This is a genomic window from Acidiphilium iwatense, assembly GCF_021556475.1.
GTDB classification, from domain to species: domain Bacteria; phylum Pseudomonadota; class Alphaproteobacteria; order Acetobacterales; family Acetobacteraceae; genus Acidiphilium; species Acidiphilium iwatense.
The window spans coordinates 1-18630 of sequence record NZ_JAKGBZ010000025.1; the positions used below are offsets into that span (position 1 = coordinate 1).

Here is an 18630-nt window from a genome sequence, read left to right on the forward strand (position 1 = left end):
GGCAACTCTCCCCATAGTTGCCTCACGGCCCGCGGTTTCGTTCAATCCGGTTTCAATGAGGTCGCCCTCAACCTCGTGCCACGGCGCCAACGGTGCGCGACCTCACAGAAACCTTTAGATTCCGGCGCGACCGTTTTCCTGATTCATAGCAGATCAGCATTCCGAAAGGCTGATTGATGGGGCGTTATGGGCTGAGGGCTGACCAATGGGAGCGGATTGCGCATCTTTTGCCAGGAAAAGATGGCGACGTTGGGGTAACCGCGAAGGACAACAAGCTTTTTGTTGACGCCGTGCTGTATCGGTATCGTGCGGGCATCCCCTGGCGGGATTTGCCGGAACACTTTGGTGACCCGATCAATATTCATAAGCGGTTCAGCCGGTGGGCAAAATCTGGTGTCTGGGAGCAGGTTTTTGCCTTTTTGGTGGCTGACGCCGACAACGAATGTGCCATGCCCAACTTCGACACTTTGCCCTTCACGCGCGTGAAAAAGTCGCAGAACTCTGCGGATTTTTGGGCGGTCGACTGAATTGTGGTGCTAAAACGAATGGGTTGTCGGATTTAGATTTCTGCGTTTTTCTTGACTCTTGCCGATTCGACATGGTGCTCTGCCATCTCGCAGGTCAGCAGCCATGTTCATCCGTGTCAAGAAGATCGGTCAATACGAGTATCTTTACCTTGTCGAGAACGTCCGGGAAGGTGGTCGTCACGTTCAACGGGTCATCCGTGCGCTCGGTCGCCGGGACGAGGTTGAAAACTCCGACCTGCTCGACGGCCTGATCGCGTCGGCGGCCCGACACTCGCGGCGGTCGATCGTGCTGTCGCGGTTTTACAGGGGCGAATTGGCTGAACTGCGCCGGCGCAGCATCGGCCCCGACCTGGTGTTCGGCCGGCTTTGGCAGGAGACGGGTTGCGCCGAGGTTCTACGCCAGCACCTCACGGATCGGCACTTCGGCTTTGATGTCGAGCGCGCGGTCTATCTCACCGTCCTGCACGGGTGCAAATGCGCGCAAACGACGGGCTGCTCACAAAACCATTCGGCATAGTTCGACAATCGGCATAATCCGCAAAACTAAACGACGTCGAACCGCTCGCCTATCTCACCGACATCCTCGAGCGCATCGTCTCCGGCCGGACCAAAGCAACCGAAATCGACAGGCTGTTGCCCTGGAACTGGAAGGCCGAACGCGCTGCCATGAAAATCATTCAAGCCGCCGCATAGCCATTCGACCATCGCCTTTCAACAAGGTCGGAGAAACGGCGCTTACCTTTACTTGGGTGCATTCATGGGTGCGTGCATGGGTACGCCCTATGCGATCCGGCCCTTTCTATCAATTGCGAGATTTGGCGAAATGTATTCATCCGAAGCGAACATCCGCAGCGTCTCCAACATAAGGGAGACCAAAGCCTGGGCGGCGGGGGCGAAGTTGCGGCGTCGTGCGCGAACCAGGAAGATTTCCCGTTGCAACGACGGTCTGATCAGTGGCCGAAACGCCATTGCACGATCGCCGGCCTGCCGGGCCATTAATGCCGGCACCACCGAGATTCCGGCGCTTCGTGACACTAGCGCCTGGAGCGCCGCGACATTGGACACCTCGTAGGTCGGCCGTGCCAGCAGTGATCGGAGTTTCGGATGATGGTCCAGTTGCGCCCTGATGCCTGCCTCCGGGCCGAGGGACACAATCGGATAAGGAAGCAACGCTGACCAGTCGAGCGGTCCATCCCCCCTGGTGAGGGGATGCCCCAACGGCGCCAGTATCCCATACCGGTCTTGAAGCAGTGGAATCGCGGTGAAAGCGTCGTCTGCTGTTCGCCACAATGTCGTGACGCCGAAATCCGCCTCGCCGCTGAGGACTCGAGAGGTCGTGCCCTCGGTCGTGTCCTCAACGACACGCACCGTAATGTTTGGATAGATTTGTGCCAGTTCCGCAATAGCCGGGGCAAGAACGAAGACAATAAAAGACGCCGCTGCGCTCACGGTCACGGACCCCTTCTGCCGCTCGGCAAAGCTGTGAAGATCCTCAAGTGCTCGATCCAATTCGTCGAGCAGTCGCTCTGCAATTGGAAGAAAGGCAATGGCCTGCGGCGTCGCTTCGACCGACCGGGTGGACCGATCGAATAGGCGCAACCCAATCTCAGCTTCCAGATCCCGTATGGAGACCGTCAGCGCAGAAGCGGACACATGCAGTCTGGCGGCGGCACGCGTAAAGCTACGCTCCCGAGACACCAGGATAAAAGCCCGAAGTTGGCGGATGGTGACATTCAGCATTATACTATTCCATTCAATAATAGCGCATATGATTCTAATTGTTTTATGGAATGCAAGCCGATATCGTATGCGCGCTTGAGGAAACGTTCAATGCAATTAGACAAGCCAACGTCATGGCCGACGGCAAGGCGAGGTTGCCAATTTTGGCTCGTGTCGAGCGGGTCACCGTCAAACGGACCAAGCAGATGGAACACTCCCAGAGCTTATTGGAGTGTCTGGCACCGGCGGACCCGCGGAAGGTCCGTGCGCCTATCGGCAGAGCCATTGGTCGAATGAACCACAACCACATTCTCCAGGATGAAAGGTAGCTAAATGTCCAGTGAAAACGTCAAGGCGATTGTCTCGAAGCACTTTAGTGAGCCGACCTATTTCGCTCACTTAGACCCGAAAATCATGACGATGGCTAAGCCGCTGATCGTCGGGGTCGACGTCGTAGGGGCCCGAATATTGCGATCTCAGAATCCGAATATCCCTCTGACACCCAAGGAAATTGCTGATGAAGTAATTGAGTCCGTCAAGGCTGGCGCGACGATCCCACATATCCATGTCCGAGATGAAAGCGGCGCTGCTACTGAGGACCCATCCCTCAATAAGGAGGTATGGGATAGAGTTTTTGATGCCGTCGGTGATGAGATCGTCACGTCAAACCACATTATGGAGAATCGACTGGCTCGCGGTCTGGACATGTTCAAAGGCTATATCGACCCCTTGGTCGAATGGAACCCGAAGTATTTGCAAGTCGCGGCTACCGTCACCACTGATTTTTCTGAGCCCACCGGCCCCCTAGCCTACAACATCTCGGATACTGAACTGGCCATTCTTGTCGAATATTTAGAAGCAAAAGGGGTTAAACCTGAAGTGCAGATGTATGCACCTGGAAGCATAGATCGGATCAAACATGCACTTCTGTCCAAACCAAACAAAATAAGACGCCCGATTTGGATCAATATGCATTTGGGCAAGCATCATTCGCCCCCAGTAAGGCAAGATCCCTGGTCCCATATCCAGGTGATTACTTGGTTCAATGAGGTGAAAGCTGAGCTTTCCGGAGAAGATGTGGTGCTTGGGATCTATGTGGGCGGCAGAAATTGGCTACCACTCACCGTACTTGCCATCATGATAGGCGCCGATGTCATCCGGGTCGGAATGGAGGACAGCCTGTACATGTATCCGCACAAGGATGACATTATCGCCTCCAATGCCGAAACCGTACGGAAGATCATCGCAATCTGCAACGAGCTTGGGCGACCGGTCGCTACCCAGGCAGAGACGCGGCGAATACTTGGCTTTGGCACGAGCGAGAGGCAAAGAGCATCTGCAGCGGCGGACTGACCAAAGGACTGAATTTTAATTCCGTGATTCTTGGAGCGGTTTCACCCCAACCGGAATCGCTCCCCTCTTTGCTCTTTAAACAATTTTAGTCAAATGGATCGGATATCGGTCCTAACCAAGGAGGGGAGAAACGACAATGGTGCAGAGTGCTGACAAAGTTGAACGGTTTCGGATCGTCGTACCACAAAGTCAGGCTGACCTGGACCTCCTTCGCAAATCCGCAGAACTTTCTGCGCGTCTGGAGCGGTTACCCAATAGCCGCTTCAATATTATGATACTTGCAGTGGGTATGATCGCCTTTTTGGTAGAGGGAATGGACACTTCGGTTGTTGCAGCGATAATAGGGCCACTTAAGATGGCATTAAAGCTTACACCAACCGAAACTGGGACATTAAGTGTGGCTGCTGTACTAACAACGGTGTTTGGCGCATTGATAGTCGGGCCATTGGCCGATCTCACCGGCAGAAAGAAAATGCTGATTGCCGGAGTCTTGATTGCTGAAGTTTGCACAATACTCACATATTTCGCCAACAGTTTTACAACATTCGTTTTGTTTCGCCTTTTAACTGGCCTCGGTCTCGGCTTTATTTTTCCTATTACACTCACCTATCTTGCCGAATTTGTTGGGAGTAAGAATCGGGCATATTACACTGGAATTTGCAATAGCATTCTCGGGCTTGGATATTTTTTGACATTACTCATCGGCTACGTCATTGTGCCGTTCTACGGTTATCATGCCCTCTTTTTGGTACCGGGTATTCTCCTCCTGTTTGTTCCATATTTAATACTCGTCGCCCCGGAGTCGCCCCGATGGCTGGTTGCGCACGGACACACAGCCGAGGCCGACAAGGTAATTTCGAACATTGAGGCAAAAGTGGCACGTTGGACCAAGAAGCCGCTGCCAGCAATGAGGGAGGTACGAATTGCATTTGATGAAATAGGCAAACCGGGCCGCATATTTTCCAAGGAATATCTGCGAACGACAATCGCCCTCTGGATTATGTTCAGTGTTACTTTTATGATGTTCTATACGAGATTGCTATATATGCCAATGATACTGAATTTGCACAGGATTAATCTAAAGCATTCATTGTTATACGCGGCAATCATGAATGCAGCGGCCATCCCGGGAAACTTGCTGGCGGGCGCATTGATGCACTATATTGGCCGCCGATGGGCAGTTGCGGTTTATGGAATCTTCACCGGCATATTCGTCCTTGCATTCAGCTTCGCTGCGGCGCCGTGGTTATTGATCCTGCTTGGCAGCGGAATTTTTTGGTTTGATACGTTTTCAGCTCAAAAAATGCTGATCAACGAGAGTTATCCGACGGGAGCCAGGGGAACTGGCGCTTCAGCGGCTGAATTCGTTGCCCGTTTCCTTGGAGGAGTAGTCTGGGCGGGAAGCGTTCCCATCCTCTTGTCTATTTTGGGCGTCCATAGCCTTTTCATCCTGATGGGAGTCGCAATCCTATTTCTCGTGCCGGTCGCCGGTTTGTCAGTAAAGGAGACACGAGCGGCTATTTTGTGAAACGACTTCTCCGTTCCATATCGGACGCGACGTCCGACAATTCTGCTGTAGCAAGCAGCGTGCGTTGGGTCATGGTGGCTGCGATACTTTTGGATCACGCACATGTAACTTTTATTCGTCAGTGAAAATCGACCAGAATGGCTCAGCATATGCGGATAGACCAGGTTGTGCCAAGGAAATACGGCTATGTCATCAGGCTGATCAGCCCCCTGAGCAAGGTTGTGGGGTCGGGCGGGCAGCCGGGAATGCGCAAGTCGATGGGAACCACGTGTCCGACTGTACCGACGCAGGCCGGACTTTGGGCAAACATGCCGCCGGTGCAGGCGCAATCGCCGACCGCGACGACGAATTTGGGTGCGGGCATTGCCTCATAGGTCAGGCTCAGAGCATCCCGCATATTGCGGGTGACTGGACCTGTGACCATCAGCACGTCGGCATGGCGCGGTGATGCGACGATTTTCAGGCCGAAGCGTTCGAGATCGTAGAGTGCATTGTTCAGCGCGATGATCTCTAGCTCGCAGCCGTTGCAGGACCCGGCATCGACTTCGCGGATGGCGAGCGAGCGGCCAAGCCGGCGCTGGGCCGCGCGATCGAGGTGGCCGACCAGGGCGGCCTTTTCCGCGTCGGTGATGAGAGGTGGCTGTTCAGTCAGTTTGCAGCGAAACAGGCTTTCGATCAGGATTCTGCGCATGGGGGCCTACAGGTCGCAGCCGGAATAGCCAGCGTTGAAGGATTTGTTGCAGAGCGGGAAATCCGCGACGATGTTGCCTTCGATCGCAACCTCCAGTGCCGGCCAGAGAAACCAGGACGGATCGCGGAGAAAACTACCGGCGACATGGCCATCACTGACCCGAACATGCGCGAAAATATCGCCGCGAAACCCTTCGACCGTGGCGCTGCCGGCACGCGGCGAGGCATCATCCGGCAAAGGGGTGCGCAGCGGGCCATCCGGCAGCGTGTCCAGCAAGGCCAGGATCAGGGCAACGCTCTGGCGGATTTCCACCATCCGCACCCGGACGCGCGCATCGACATCGCCGGACGTGAAGCACGGCACGACGATCGGCAAAATATCATAGGGCAGGTATGATATGTCGCGCCGCGCATCGAAATCCTGCCCCGATGCGCGGCCGACAGGGCCGCCGCAGCCGAGACGGCGCGCGATCGCGGGATCGAGCCGGCCGGTGCCGACCACGCGATCCTGCAAGGAGGCGGTTTTGTCATAGAGTTCGACGAGACGCTCGAATTGCGCGAGCAGTGCCGGGAGTGCGGTGGTTAGCGCCTTCGTATCGCCGTCGGCGAGATCGACGGCGACGCCGCCGGGAACGATGCGGTCCATCATCAGCCGGTGGCCGAAACAGGCGGCCGAGAGACGCAGCACACGCTCGCGCAGCACGGCACCATGCGCATTGATCAAGGGGAACCCGGCATCGTTGCAGATCGCGCCGAGATCGCCAAAATGATTGGCCAGCCGTTCAAGCTCGGCCATGATGCCGCGCAGGACGATCGTGCGCGGCGGCACGACCACGCCGAGCGCCTGCTCTACCGCGCGGACGAAGGCGAAGGCATAGGCCACGGTGGAATCGCCCGAGACCCGGCCGGCAAGCTGGGCCGCCTGATTGATCGGTTTGCCGCGCATCAGACCGAGCGTGCCCTTATGGGTGTAGCCGAGCCGCGTTTCGAGCCGCACGATGGTCTCGCCATTGACCGAAAACCGGAAATGCCCCGGTTCGATCGTGCCGGCATGAACCGGCCCCACCGGAATCTGATGCACGCCGGCACCGATGACCGGCTTGAATTCATAGGTGCTGCGATGATCGAGCCAGGGGCGCGGGTCGGGCAAGCCATCGGCGATCAGGCCGTGCAGATCCTGGATTGCCCGTTCCATCAGGATCGCCGATGGATGATGCCGCCCGATCGAGGGGAAATGCAGGCCTGATGTAACCAAGCTCACCACTTCGGCTGCCGCGCCGCCGTCGCGCCGTCCCGCGAGATGCACGACGCCGGCATCGCCGTCGCGTTCCGCCCAAATCGCGACGAACATGGATGTTCCTGCGGCCAATTCCATTGCAGCTGCCTGCCATGTTTCTGGATCGACCAACGTCATGTCACTAACCGAGTAGTGTTGCGACATGGGCGAACCAGTCATACAGGAAGGCAGGCAAAGCGAGGCCGATCAGCAACACGATGCCGAGATGCAGAAAGATCGGCACCGACGACGCGGTAATCGCGTTCGATCCAGAGCTTGGCTGACCGAAGCAGAGCGCCGTCATACGGATCAAAAGGGCGCCGAACGCGAGCAGGATGCCGAACCCGAGCAATACGGCGAGGATCGGCGCGCGCGCGAAGGTCGAGGTGATCAGCAGGAATTCCGAGGTAAAGATGCCGAAGGGCGGCAACCCGGCAATTGCCGCGACACCAGCGACCAGGGTCCAGCCGAGCAGCGGATGGCTGGTGGTCAGTCCCCTGATTTCGGTGATTTTCTGGGTGTCCTTGGCCTGCGCGACGTGGCCGACCGAGAAAAAGATCGCCGATTTAGTCAGGCTATGCATCATCATCTGCAACAGCCCGGCGATGTTACCGAGCGGTCCGCCGATGCCGAAAGCGAAGGCGATGATGCCCATATGCTCGATCGAGGAATAGGCGAACATGCGTTTGATATCGCGGCGCCGATACAGCATGATCGCCGCAAAAAACAGCGATACGAGGCCGGCGCTGGCCATCAGGATGCCTGGCTCGATGGTCGCCGCGCTGCCGGCAAGCAGCACCTTGAAGCGCAGGATCGTGTACAGCGCAACGTTCAGCAGAAGACCCGAAAGCACGGCGGAAATCGGCGTCGGACCTTCGGCATGGGCATCGGGCAGCCAGGCGTGCATCGGCACCAGCCCGGCCTTGGTGCCATAGCCGATCAGCAGAAAGACGAAGCCGACATTCAGCATCGCCGGGTCGAGCGCCGCCGCGTGGCGCAGCAGGTTGGTCCATTGCATCGCGCCCATGCCGGTGCCAAGCACCGGTTTCGCCGCGAGATAGATCAGGATGGTACCGAACAGCGCGAGCGCAATGCCGACGCTGCCGAGGATGAGGTATTTCCAGGATGCCTCGATCGAGGCCGGGGTGCGGTAGATGCCGACCATCATCACCGTCGAGAGCGTCGCCAGTTCCACTCCAAACCACATCAGGCCAAGGTTGTTGGTGACAAGCGCAAGATTCATGCCCACCATCATCACCTGATACATCGCGTGATAGAATCGCAGGTAACGTGGCGTCAGATGGCCGGTATCCAGCTCATGGGCGATATAGCTCGCGCTGAACACGCTGGTAGTGAATCCGACAAAGCTGTTCAGAAGCAGAAAGACGATGTTGAGATCGTCGATCAGGAACAGCGATGTCGGCGCTGGCCGGTGCAGGAGCAAAAAAGCGGACGCGATCACCGTCAGCAGGCTTGCGAGGATGTTGATCCGCGACGCCAGCCGCCAGGACGGCATGAGGGAGAGGATCAGGGCGGCGACCGCCGGCACGGCGATGGTCGCCACCACGGCATCGATGGCGAGGCGGGTCATTGCAGTTCTCCGCGGAAGGCATCGAGGGCCGCGCTATCGACCGTGTCGAACCGCTCGCGGATCCGGAACAGGAACACCCCGATCACGATGAAGGCGATCAGGATCGAGAAGGCGACGCTGATTTCCACCACCAGCGGCATCCCTTGCGCTCCGGCTGCCGCGAGGATGAGGCCGTTTTCGAGCGACATGAATCCGGCGATCTGGCTGACCGCGTTGCGCCGCGTTACCATCATCAACAGGCCAAGCAGGATCACCGACAGCGCCAGCGCCACATCCTCGCGTGCCAGCGCATCGGCATGTGCGGCGGTGCGCAGCATCACCATCATGGAGAGTGCAACGAGCCCGATCCCGGCCAGCATGGTGAGGCTGATCCCGCCCACCGCTTCGACCTCACGATGGATGCCGAGCCGTTCCACGATGCGATGCAGAGCGAGCGGGATGACCACCGCCTTGAACCCCAGGGCAAGGGCTGCGGTGATGTAGAGTTCCGGCGCACCCTGGATATAAGCCTGCCAGCCGACGGCAAGGCCAAGCACCGCCGCGTGCAGCGCGAGCACATTGATGACCGAGGAGAGCCGGTCCTGATACAGCATCATGAAGCTGACCAGAATCAGACTGCCCGCCAGCACATGCGCGACGCTGAGCGAGGTTGCCGGCGAGATCAGGGCGGCGATGGTGCTCGTCATAGTGTCGCCGACACGAACAGGAGCAGCGTGCCGAGCAGGGCCAGCATCAGGGCGGCGCCGATGAAGTTCGGCACCCGAAAGACCCGCATCTTGGCAATCGCCGTCTCGAAGCCGGCCAGCATGATCGCGCCAAAAGCAAGCTTCACGCCATAGGCCACAAGGCCGAGCGCGAGGGCTTCAGGTGCCGCCCCCAAGGCAGCAATCCCGAACGGAGCAAAAATGCTGGCGATCAACGAGATATAGAGCAGCAGCTTCAGCGCGTTGGCGAGTTCGATCAGTGCGAGGTGCCGGCCGGAATATTCCAGAACCATTGCCTCATGGACCATGGTGAGTTCGAGATGGGTCGCCGGATTATCGACCGGAAAGCGCCCGGTCTCGGCGAGGGCGACAATCACCAGCGCGACAAGGCCGAGTGCCAGCGACAGGCGTAGTCCGGCGGCACCCGAATGCATGAACGTCGCGATGTCGGAGAGCTGGCTCGACCCCGCGACCAATGCGACCGTGAACACGATCATCAGCATCGCCGGTTCGGCGAGCGAGGCGAACATCGCCTCGCGGCTCGCGCCGATCCCACCGAACGCGGTACCGATATCGAGCGCGGCGAGCATCTGAAAGAACCGCGCGCTGCCCAGGAGAGCCACGATCACGATCAAATCGCCGGACCAGGAGAACAGCAGATTGGTTCCGAAGCTCGGCACCAGCGAGGCAGCAACCCATGTGGTGGCGAAGATCAGATAGGGAGCGATGCGGAACAGCCAGGACGCATCGGTCGCGACGATCGCGTCCTTGACCGTCAGTTTGGCGAGATCGCGATAGACCTGTAGCAACGGCGGACCGGCGCGCCGTTGCAGCCGCGCCTTCAATGTGCGCACGAAGCCGGTCAGCAGCGGTGCCGCTGCCAGCACCAGCGCCATCTGGGCCAATTGCAGAAACAGCGGCGCGATCAGCCCCACAGCGCGGTCCAGGCGAGCAGAATGACGAGGGCCAGGAATACGAAAGCCAGGTACCGCCTTATGGTGAGGAATTGCAGCCGGTTCACCCGATCCGCAATGCGGCCGACCGTGGTCACCAGCGGTGTATAGATCGCCCACCACGCCGGATCGGTCCAGCTTGAGGCGAGGCTGGCCGGCCCCAACTGACCCGGCGCGGGCATGACGACATCGTCGCGCGCTCTGAATACCACACTCGCAAACACCTGTCGGATCGGCTGGGCGAAGCCGGAGGGCGAATATTGGGTACTGCTCGCCACATCCCGCGCGGAAGCGTCGCTCAGCCCCTGATAGCCGCAACCCCAGAACGCTGCGCGCCGGATCACCCGCGAACCGAACCGGTGCAGTGCCAGCGCGGCGAGGCTACCGCTCACCGCGATGAAAATGAAGATCAGCAGTGGATCATAAGAGCTTCGGCTGGCGGAGACGGGAATGACGGTCAGCCAGGACAGTCCGCGCTGGGAGGGCACATGCGCGCCGAGCAGCGCCTGCGTCACTGGTGCCAGCAGATCAATAACGAAGCCCGGCAGCACGCCAGCCACGACGCACAGTGCAGCCAGCCCGATCATCGCCGCCCGGGAGAATGCATCGGTCTCATGCGCGGCAGCGGCTTGGGCGCTGCGTGGCTTGCCGAGATAGGCGAAACCAAAGAGCCGGACGAAACAGGCGGCGGCGAAGGCGGCGGCGAGCGCCACCAGCGCGCCGACCGCGGGCACGGCGAGCTTTAATCCAAATTGCGGCAGCGCAGGGCTGAGCAGGATCGCCTGCAACAGCAGCCATTCGGAGGCGAAACCATTGAGCGGCGGCAGCGCGGCGATCGCCATGGCGGCGATCAGCATCGGCACTGTGCTCATCTTCATCCGATGAATCAGACCGCCAAGTTTCGTGAGGGCACGCTCGCCCGTCGCATGCTGAACGGCACCCGCTCCGAAGAACAACGTGCTCTTGAACAGCATGTGGTTGAATGCGTGGAACAGGGCGGCGGTAAGGGCCAGGGCTGCCGCCACCATCATCCCGTCCGCCTTGAACGCGAGCGCCAGACCCAGCCCGACGAAGATCAGTCCGACATTTTCGATCGTGCTGTAGGCGAGGATGGTTTTGAGGTCGTCTTCCATCAGCGCATAGAGCACGCCAAGCACAGCGGTGATGCCGCCCACGATCAACACCGCCAGACCCCACCACCAGGCGGCCGGCTCCGCCAGATCGAACACGATGCGGATGAAGGCGTAGATCGCGACTTTCGTCATCACGCCGCTCATCAGCGCCGAAATATGGCTGGGTGCCGCGGGATGCGCGCGCGGCAGCCAGACATGCAGCGGAACAAGCCCGGCCTTCGAGCCGACGCCAGCCAGCGCCAGCAGCATCACGATCCCGCCGATCCAACCGGCACGTTGCATCCCTCTCATGGCGGCGAAGGCGTAATGACCATGGGGGCCGGCCAGCAGGCCGAAGGCGAACAGCAAGACGAGCGTGCCCGCACTCGCCATCAGCAGGTAAATGATGCCGGCGCGCCGTGTCTCCTCCTGTTCATGATGCGCCATCACCAGCGCCCAGGAAGCGAGCGACATCAACTCCCAGAAGATCAAAAAATCGTAGGCGTCGGCAGCAATCAGAACGAGGTTCATCGCGGCGAGAAACACCGGATAGAACGGCAAGATCCGCCAGGGTTCGGGTTCGTGCCGACCATAGCCGAGGGCATAGAGGCTGGCCGCCGCAGCCCCGAGATTGGTGATGACCAGAAACACTGCCGATAGATCATTCATCCCGAAATTCATGCCGATCAGGGGCAGGCCGAGCGGCAGCGCGACAGATGGCTCTGGCGCGACGCCGAGGCCAAGCTGAACCAGTGCCGCCAGGAGTGCGGCGCCGGCGACCGCGAGCGAGCCGCCATAAACGATGATCCGCCCGGCCGGCGTGCGTCCCAGAATTGCGCCGAATCCGCCGAGCGCGAATGAGGCCAGGGCGCAGAGCAGGATGATCGGTGTCACGGCATGTCGCTTTTGAGGCGAACCCCGCGCCCGCCCGCCGCATCCGAGACATCGCCCGGCCGGATCACGATGATGCCCGCGCGGTCCAGCGCATCGAGCAGTTTCATCAGGGAATCGACATTCCCGCGGATCACCCCGTCGCTCCCCTCCATGCGCTGGATCGTCGGCAGCGACAGGCCGGAAAGTTCAGCAAGTTCCTTCTGGTCGATTCCGAGCAGGGCCCGGGCCGCCCTGAGCTGTCCGGCGGAAATCATATTTTATACATCAGTGCTACTATTCCGAACATTATAAACTATAATTCAGCAGCCATGATTCATGCAAAAACGTCAACGCTGGGATGTGTCCTCAACACCCAGAGAATAGGCCCTGGGTTCATGCTGGGGGAGGCACTATCATCCATCGTTCAAATTTTTGACTCTTGGTTGTGTTCGAACTGAAACGTTGTTGTCTCGCCGTAGCGTCCGACAAGATGATGGAAATTGTAGTGTAGCTGAGTAAGCCATTGATCAGGCGGTGACGGTGGAAATTTCGATTTGCACAGCATCGATCAGCGGTGCCACTGCGGATGGCCACGCCGTTGTCCGCCGATAGCCGAGACGTGCCGACACGCTGATATTGCGCGGCGGCTTGCTGCCGTGCCTGGACGGCAGGGCTCGCTCTGGACGCGCGGCGCGCCCAGGTGTCCGAGAACACGATCGAGTTCCTGGTGGGCTGCGCGATCTTCGATTTCGGTACGTTCTGGCTGTCGGCCTCGCTCAGTTACGCCCCGCCGAGCGGCGATTTGCGCTGCCGGGACTGATGGCGTTTTATTTTTATGCGTTCGGCGGGCTCGGCCTGATCCGCGAGGATCGCCGATGCCGGAGACGGCGGCCACAACGCGCTTCACAGTTCTGGCCCGAGCCTCTACACCTCATGGCAGAAGCGGGCGTGACCGGCCAGGTCAACGTGAACTGCGACGGCACTCTTGGACCCGAGCCAGCGATGCCGTCAACGTCCTCACAGCCGTCGTCGGCTACATCTCCGGCTGCTGGTCGCGGCTGGCCAGCGGCGTTGCTGCGCTGGCTCAGAATCAGAGCAATAAGGTCTGTCGGACCTCGTCCGCAGTGTGCGGAGACGATCATCACGCAGATCGCGGGCCTGCAGCGGCACCTTGGCGATATCGACCAGGAGAACCAATACCTGGCACCAAGCACGTGAGGCGAGCCGACGGCTGACCAAGCTCCCCGGCGTCTGACTGATCTCCACCAATGCAATCGTCGCGAAGCTCACCAATCCCTCGATGTTTTAAGAGCGGACGTGACTTTACTGCCTGGGTTGGCCTCGTGCCCCGGCCGAGTAGCTGGTCAGCAGCGTCGAGGGGCCTCTACTGGCAGAAAACGTGCAACGATGTCACGGGCCAGCCGAGCCGGCTTATTGGTAACAGAATCCAGGCAGCACCAGCAGCTTTCAACCTCGGCCAGAACCTCATCGCCGCGATTGATCATCGTCTTGTAGAAGGCTCGAGCGCCCAGCAACTTCTTTAATACGACCCTGATCACGACATGGTCGTTGAGAAATCCAGGGCGCCGATATCGGATCTCGTGCTTCACGGCGACCCAGAGGTGGGCCGCGATCACCTCTTTCGGGGCAACGCAATACCAATGGCGAAGCACTGCTGCCTGCACCCACTTCAGATAGACCGCATTGTTGACGTGGCCCAGTTCGTCGATGTCGTCCGCAACGACATCGACGCCGTATTCGTATGTCTGTACGGGTTGAGGGGTCATGGCTTGATCCTCGAAAGGAACCCCAGCATATTGTCGGTGATATTGTAGGTGATTTAGCATCATCTGTTAAGCTTCCGCGTCGTCCGGCAGGATCGCGCGTGCCGCGATCCGATATCCGACTGCCTTGATCCGCTCGGCCAGAGCTTTGCCCGGCGTATCGTTTGCCGCCGTGCGGATGTCCGGCATGGTCAGCACGGCGATCGAGTCCGGCACGACAGTTTTTGATCGATCGATGCGCAATATGTGCTTGGCTTCCAAACGATGCGATTGCCAGCCGATTGCACGGTAGATCCGAGCGGTTCGAAACTCTCGCCCGCGAAAGTTACGCCACGAGGAGGCGGCCGGGGCGGGTGAGGTGAGATGAGGACCATTGCTCGTGCCCCTCTTGCCCAGCGAAAGCAGGAATTGTGAGCGATTACCCCACCCCGAAAACCCCCTTCGATCAACAATCATTCGCATGAACGGAGATTTCTGGAATAATCCGTCGCAAGTGTGTAACAAGAGACATCTCAATGCTGATGTTTTCTGCGCTTAGCGCCGGGTCCACGCAGCCACGGCCACAAAACGGCTGAAGGACCCACCGCCCGACGCCACTCGCCCGGAGATCGTGCGCCAGCGTCTGAAGCGCTTGTGCATCCAGCAACGCTGGATGCACGGTGGTCCGCACCTCGTATGACACGCCACTTTCGCGGAGCATCGCCAGGGCGACTCGCGCTTGCGCACCGCTCGCCTCGGAGCCAGTGATCCGAGCATAGTCGATAAACGGTGCCTTGATGTCCAACCCAACCCACTGGAGCAATGGCAAGACCCGACCAAGACGTTTCGGCGAGACGCCGGCCGTATGCAGAGCGACCTCAAACCCCAATGAGCGAACGTCACGTATCGCCTGTTCCAGGCACCGATCCATCGTTGGCTCGCCACCACTCAAGACAACGCCATCAAGCAGACCACGTCGCTGATCGAGCCAAGCCAGCGCTTCCGACCAGCGCAGGGGAGAAGCCCCTTGGCGCGTCTGTAAATCCGCATTGTGACAATAGCGGCAGCGGAGCGGGCAGCCACGGAGAAAGAACGTCGCGGCAAGGCGTCCGGGAAAATCAAGGGTGGTGAACGGCGCCCAGCCACCGACCAGAGGTTCATCAGGCTGTGGCATGGCACATGGCTCTGGGTTCGACGAAAAACCGCCGTTCGGCGAATTCGCTCTGTTTGCCAATATTAAACGAGGAAACCGGACGATGATAACCCATCACACGCGTCCAGACCTCACAAGTGGGTGGCGATGCGGCCGGATCTTCCGCGGCGCAGCGCGGACAGTGTTGATGCGCGCCTGGGAGATAGCCGTGCACCGGACAAACAGAAAAGGTCGGGGTTACCGTGAGGTAGGGTAGCTGGAAGCGCGTCAGTGCCCGCCGCACCAGGTCTCGGCAGGCCGCGGAGGAAGAGATCTGTTCGACGAGATAGAGATGCAACACTGTGCCGCCGGTATATTTACCCTGCAGTTCATCCTGACGGGTAAGCGCCTCGAAAGGATCTTCGGTAAACCCGACGGGCAACTGTGACGAATTTGTGTAATAGGGCTTGTCCGCTGTACCAGCCTGAAGAATTCCCGGATGTCGGCGCTGGTCTTCTTTCGCAAAGCGATAGGTGGTTCCTTCAGCTGGCGTGGCTTCAAGATTGTAGAGATGGCCGGTTTGTTCCTGGAAGCCGATGATCCTGGTCCGAATATGATCGAGCAGGTCACAGGCCATCCGATGCCCGGCGGGGGTCGTTATGTCATCCGTATCCACCGTGAAATTGCGGATCATCTCGTTGATTCCATTTACGCCGATCGTTGAAAAATGATTGCGCAGGCTTCCGAGATAGCGTTTTGAATAGGGAAATAGGCCGGCATCGAGATACCGCCCGATCACTTGTCGCTTGATCTCCAGGCTGTCGCATGCAAGCACAAGCAACTCGTCGAGCCTTTGATAGAGACCGGAGCAATCCCCCCTGTGTCGGAAGCCGAGCCGTGCACAATTGATCGTCACGACCCCGATCGATCCGGTCTGTTCAGATGATCCGAACAGACCGTTGCCACGCTTGAGCAATTCACGAAGGTCGAGCTGCAGTCGGCAGCACATCGAGCGCACCATATGGGGCTTGAGATCCGAATTCAGAAAATTCTGGAAATAGGGCAATCCATATTTCGCCGTCATTGCGAAGAGCCGTTCGGTGTTCTCCGAGTCCCAATCAAAATCGGCCGTGATGTTATAGGTCGGGATCGGAAAGGTGAAGACGCGGCCGTTGGCATCACCGGCACCCATCACCTCGATATAGGCGCGGTTTATCATATCCATTTCCACCTGCAGATCGCCATAGCGGAATGGCATTTCATCGCCCCCGATCAGGGGTATCTGTTCACGGAGATCCTCGGGACATACCCAGTCAAACGTAATATTGGTAAAGGGTGTCTGGCTTCCCCAGCGGGACGGAACGTTGAGGTTGTATATGAATTCCTGGATATTCTGCCGAACCTCGGCATAGGAAAGGCCATCCTTGCGCACGAACGGCGCGAGATAGGTGTCGAAAGAACTGAATGCTTGTGCTCCGGCCCATTCGTTCTGCATTGTGCCAAGGAAATTTACCATTTGGCCGACCGCGCTTGAAAGATGTCGCGGTGGCGACGCCTCGACACGATCCGCGACGCCGTTGAAGCCTTCCACGAGCAGCGTGCGTAAAGACCAGCCAGCGCAATAGCCTGCAAGCATATCCAGATCGTGGAGATGAAGGTCAGCCTCGCGATGGGCGCGACCGATCTCCGGCGGATAAATATGATCGAGCCAGTAATTGGCAACGAGCTTTGCCGCGCCGTGAAGAATCAATCCGCCAAGCGAATAGCTCTGGTTGGCATTGGCCTTAACCCGCCAGTCTTCACGATCGAGGTACTCCTCAAGCGTGGCAATGGGATCGACGAGGTTTCGGGTGGCAAAACCCTCTGTTATCCGCTGGGCTAATCCGCGCCCTGCAACCGCCGTGGCATTCATCACAAATCCTCCGAATCGGTCAACATTTAGTAGCACGAGTCGGAATATTGCACAAGATGTAGTAATTCTGCCAGAAACCACCGCCCACTCAGGCGATGCGGATCGGCCGATCGGGAAAAGCGAGTTGCTCGCGATCCCGCCAATTCGGCGCCACATAGTTGACTTCCATGAGCCGGCGAATGCCGAGGATCGGACGCGGCTCGAAGCCGTGCCATGTATTCTCGCCGGGAACGAAGATCACACCCGAGTTGAAGTCACCAGGGGACTGGCCAACCCAGCGCTTCTCGGAATCGTAGATATCGGTACCCCATTCCTCTGTCCCTGGCCCGCTAAAGAGATAAATGACCATCGAAAATAATTTTTCTGGAATATCGCGGTGAGGTTCGAGCCAAGTGCCCTCCGTATCCTGGATATATTCAATACGCAGGAAGGCTCCAGCGACGTCGATACCGCAGGTCTCAGCCATTAATTTTGCGACGTTCGGCTTCTGCAGTGCCTCGGCGAGAACGGCACAACTGGGAAATTTGCTGCGTAGAAGCGTTGTAATGAAACAGCGGCGATCATTGTAGCTGTTACGGGTGCCGTCGGTATGACCAAGCATCGGCGGTACGATCGGTAACGCCAGGAGGCGAGCCCAAAGCGATTCAGGGAAAATATCGGTAAACAGCCAATGACGATACGGCCACTCCTGCTGTCGCGCCTGGCGGATTGACTTGCAGAAATGGTCAACAACCTCGCTGGTTTCAGGTGCCGGGGGATAAATCACGTTCTGCTCCTCTCAGCGCGGCGCCCATTCAATGATCTTGTTGAGTATCGGGATGGGTTTGACCATGCTGCTGATGCCATGACGCCAATATTCGCGTCGGACATACCATTCGGAATCAACGAAGCAGAGCTGAAGACTCATGCGCGGCCCTTTCTGTGGGAGGAAGCCGTGCCATGAATGGTCACAGACACGGAACATCAACATTCGCCCGAATTCCGGCGCAAACTCGAAGGTATAGTCATCGCGGTCTGAACTGCGCAGCACGCGGAGCCGACCGCGCTCATACGGCCAGGTTCGGGTGAAGCCGAGCAGCACTGTCACAATTTTGTGTTTTGAGTCGGGATGTGCATGACCTTCGTTGTAGTGACCGGTCGTGTTGCCCATCATCACAATGACCGGCGGACTACGGCTGAGATCCATGTTGAATTTCTGCTCGACAAGTCTACGGAAGCGGTGGCTCAAAAGATCCTGAACGACCGTGCCAAAGAGCTGTCCGTATCGTAGGTTTGGAAGTCCGTAACTACCGCGGCCGGAAATGCGCGGCGCGTCTGCCAGAACCGCTTCCTTTACCGTGGCCGGCAGCGCGTGCTCGACAAAGCTATAGTCATAAGGATCATGCTCCAGCTTTGCGGTTACGATCGCGGACTCGTCGAGCATCTGAAACGGCAGTTCGTAATCAGTCGTCATACTCCAGCTTCCTCCGGCCATTGGAAGAATGTGCGTGATTGCGT

General features: G+C 58.5%; 17 protein-coding genes and 2 pseudogenes. 5 read left to right on the forward strand and 14 right to left on the reverse strand.

Going from position 1 to position 18630, the window contains the following annotated elements; translation table 11 throughout:
* Positions 1–176 precede the first annotated feature (176 nt).
* The 3 genes and pseudogenes from L2A60_RS12695 to L2A60_RS12705 all read left to right on the forward strand — a co-directional run.
* A pseudogene (locus L2A60_RS12695) lies at positions 177–506 on the forward strand (transposase); the annotation flags it as partial.
* 124 nt (positions 507–630) lie between these two features.
* Positions 631–1044 (forward strand): hypothetical protein, encoded by a 414-nt coding sequence (locus tag L2A60_RS12700; protein ID WP_235704779.1) that lies wholly within the window; start codon positions 631–633, stop codon positions 1042–1044.
* Positions 1045–1073: 29 nt separating this feature from the next.
* Positions 1074–1220, forward strand: a pseudogene (locus tag L2A60_RS12705) (transposase domain-containing protein); the annotation flags it as partial.
* Positions 1221–1307: 87 nt separating this feature from the next.
* On the opposite strand, the gene L2A60_RS12710 reads toward L2A60_RS12705, so the two are convergent.
* The gene (locus L2A60_RS12710; protein ID WP_235704780.1) at positions 1308–2267 is read right to left on the reverse strand and encodes a LysR family transcriptional regulator; all 960 of its coding nucleotides are present in this window, start codon (positions 2265–2267) and stop codon (positions 1308–1310) included.
* A gap of 312 nt (positions 2268–2579) precedes the next feature.
* On the opposite strand from L2A60_RS12710, the gene L2A60_RS12715 reads away from it, so the two are divergent.
* Complete coding sequence (locus L2A60_RS12715; RefSeq protein WP_235704781.1) at positions 2580–3599, forward strand: 3-keto-5-aminohexanoate cleavage protein; 1020 nt, start codon at positions 2580–2582, stop codon at positions 3597–3599.
* Between the two features lie 136 nt (positions 3600–3735).
* The gene (locus L2A60_RS12720; RefSeq protein WP_235704782.1) at positions 3736–5127 is read left to right on the forward strand and encodes an MFS transporter; all 1392 of its coding nucleotides are present in this window, start codon (positions 3736–3738) and stop codon (positions 5125–5127) included.
* Between the two features lie 184 nt (positions 5128–5311).
* On the opposite strand, the gene L2A60_RS12725 is transcribed toward L2A60_RS12720, so the two are convergent.
* From L2A60_RS12725 to L2A60_RS12785, 13 genes are all read right to left on the reverse strand, one after another.
* Positions 5312–5818 carry an NADH-quinone oxidoreductase subunit B family protein gene (locus tag L2A60_RS12725; RefSeq protein WP_235704783.1) on the reverse strand — a complete coding sequence of 169 codons (507 nt, stop codon included), beginning with the start codon at positions 5816–5818 and terminating at the stop codon, positions 5312–5314.
* 6 nt (positions 5819–5824) lie between these two features.
* Positions 5825–7273, reverse strand: a complete 1449-nt coding sequence (locus L2A60_RS12730) for a hydrogenase large subunit (protein WP_316044782.1) — start codon at positions 7271–7273, stop codon at positions 5825–5827.
* Positions 7236–8684 (reverse strand): hydrogenase 4 subunit F, encoded by a 1449-nt coding sequence (locus L2A60_RS12735; protein ID WP_235704785.1) that lies wholly within the window; start codon positions 8682–8684, stop codon positions 7236–7238. The genes L2A60_RS12730 and L2A60_RS12735 overlap by 38 nt, the downstream gene beginning before the upstream one ends.
* Positions 8681–9370 (reverse strand): hydrogenase-4 component E, encoded by a 690-nt coding sequence (locus L2A60_RS12740; protein ID WP_235704786.1) that lies wholly within the window; start codon positions 9368–9370, stop codon positions 8681–8683. Before L2A60_RS12740 ends, L2A60_RS12735 begins: the two co-directional genes overlap by 4 nt.
* Positions 9367–10323: a respiratory chain complex I subunit 1 family protein gene (locus tag L2A60_RS12745; protein ID WP_235704788.1), complete on the reverse strand. Its 957-nt coding sequence runs from the start codon at positions 10321–10323 to the stop codon at positions 9367–9369. Before L2A60_RS12745 ends, L2A60_RS12740 begins: the two co-directional genes overlap by 4 nt.
* A complete protein-coding gene (gene hyfB / locus L2A60_RS12750) occupies positions 10314–12347 on the reverse strand; it encodes a hydrogenase 4 subunit B (RefSeq protein ID WP_235704789.1) in 2034 nt (677 codons plus the stop codon). The genes L2A60_RS12745 and hyfB overlap by 10 nt, the downstream gene beginning before the upstream one ends.
* Entirely contained in the window at positions 12344–12601 is a 258-nt protein-coding gene (locus L2A60_RS12755) for a helix-turn-helix domain-containing protein (RefSeq protein ID WP_235704790.1), read from the reverse strand. Before L2A60_RS12755 ends, hyfB begins: the two co-directional genes overlap by 4 nt.
* A gap of 1089 nt (positions 12602–13690) precedes the next feature.
* On the reverse strand, positions 13691–14113 hold the full coding sequence (locus tag L2A60_RS12760; protein WP_235704791.1) for an acyl-CoA thioesterase: 423 nt from the start codon (positions 14111–14113) through the stop codon (positions 13691–13693).
* 66 nt (positions 14114–14179) lie between these two features.
* Positions 14180–14326 carry a molybdopterin-binding domain-containing protein gene (locus L2A60_RS12765; RefSeq protein WP_235704792.1) on the reverse strand — a complete coding sequence of 49 codons (147 nt, stop codon included), beginning with the start codon at positions 14324–14326 and terminating at the stop codon, positions 14180–14182.
* 229 nt (positions 14327–14555) lie between these two features.
* Positions 14556–15263, reverse strand: a complete 708-nt coding sequence (locus L2A60_RS12770; RefSeq protein WP_235704793.1) for an anaerobic ribonucleoside-triphosphate reductase activating protein — start codon at positions 15261–15263, stop codon at positions 14556–14558.
* Positions 15250–17133, reverse strand: a complete 1884-nt coding sequence (locus L2A60_RS12775; protein ID WP_235704794.1) for a ribonucleoside triphosphate reductase — start codon at positions 17131–17133, stop codon at positions 15250–15252. The genes L2A60_RS12770 and L2A60_RS12775 overlap by 14 nt, the downstream gene beginning before the upstream one ends.
* 88 nt (positions 17134–17221) lie before the next feature.
* Positions 17222–17899: a 2OG-Fe(II) oxygenase gene (locus L2A60_RS12780; RefSeq protein WP_235704795.1), complete on the reverse strand. Its 678-nt coding sequence runs from the start codon at positions 17897–17899 to the stop codon at positions 17222–17224.
* A 12-nt stretch (positions 17900–17911) separates the two neighbouring features.
* Positions 17912–18586, reverse strand: a complete 675-nt coding sequence (locus L2A60_RS12785; protein WP_235704796.1) for a 2OG-Fe(II) oxygenase — start codon at positions 18584–18586, stop codon at positions 17912–17914.
* Between the last annotated feature and the right edge of the window lie 44 nt (positions 18587–18630).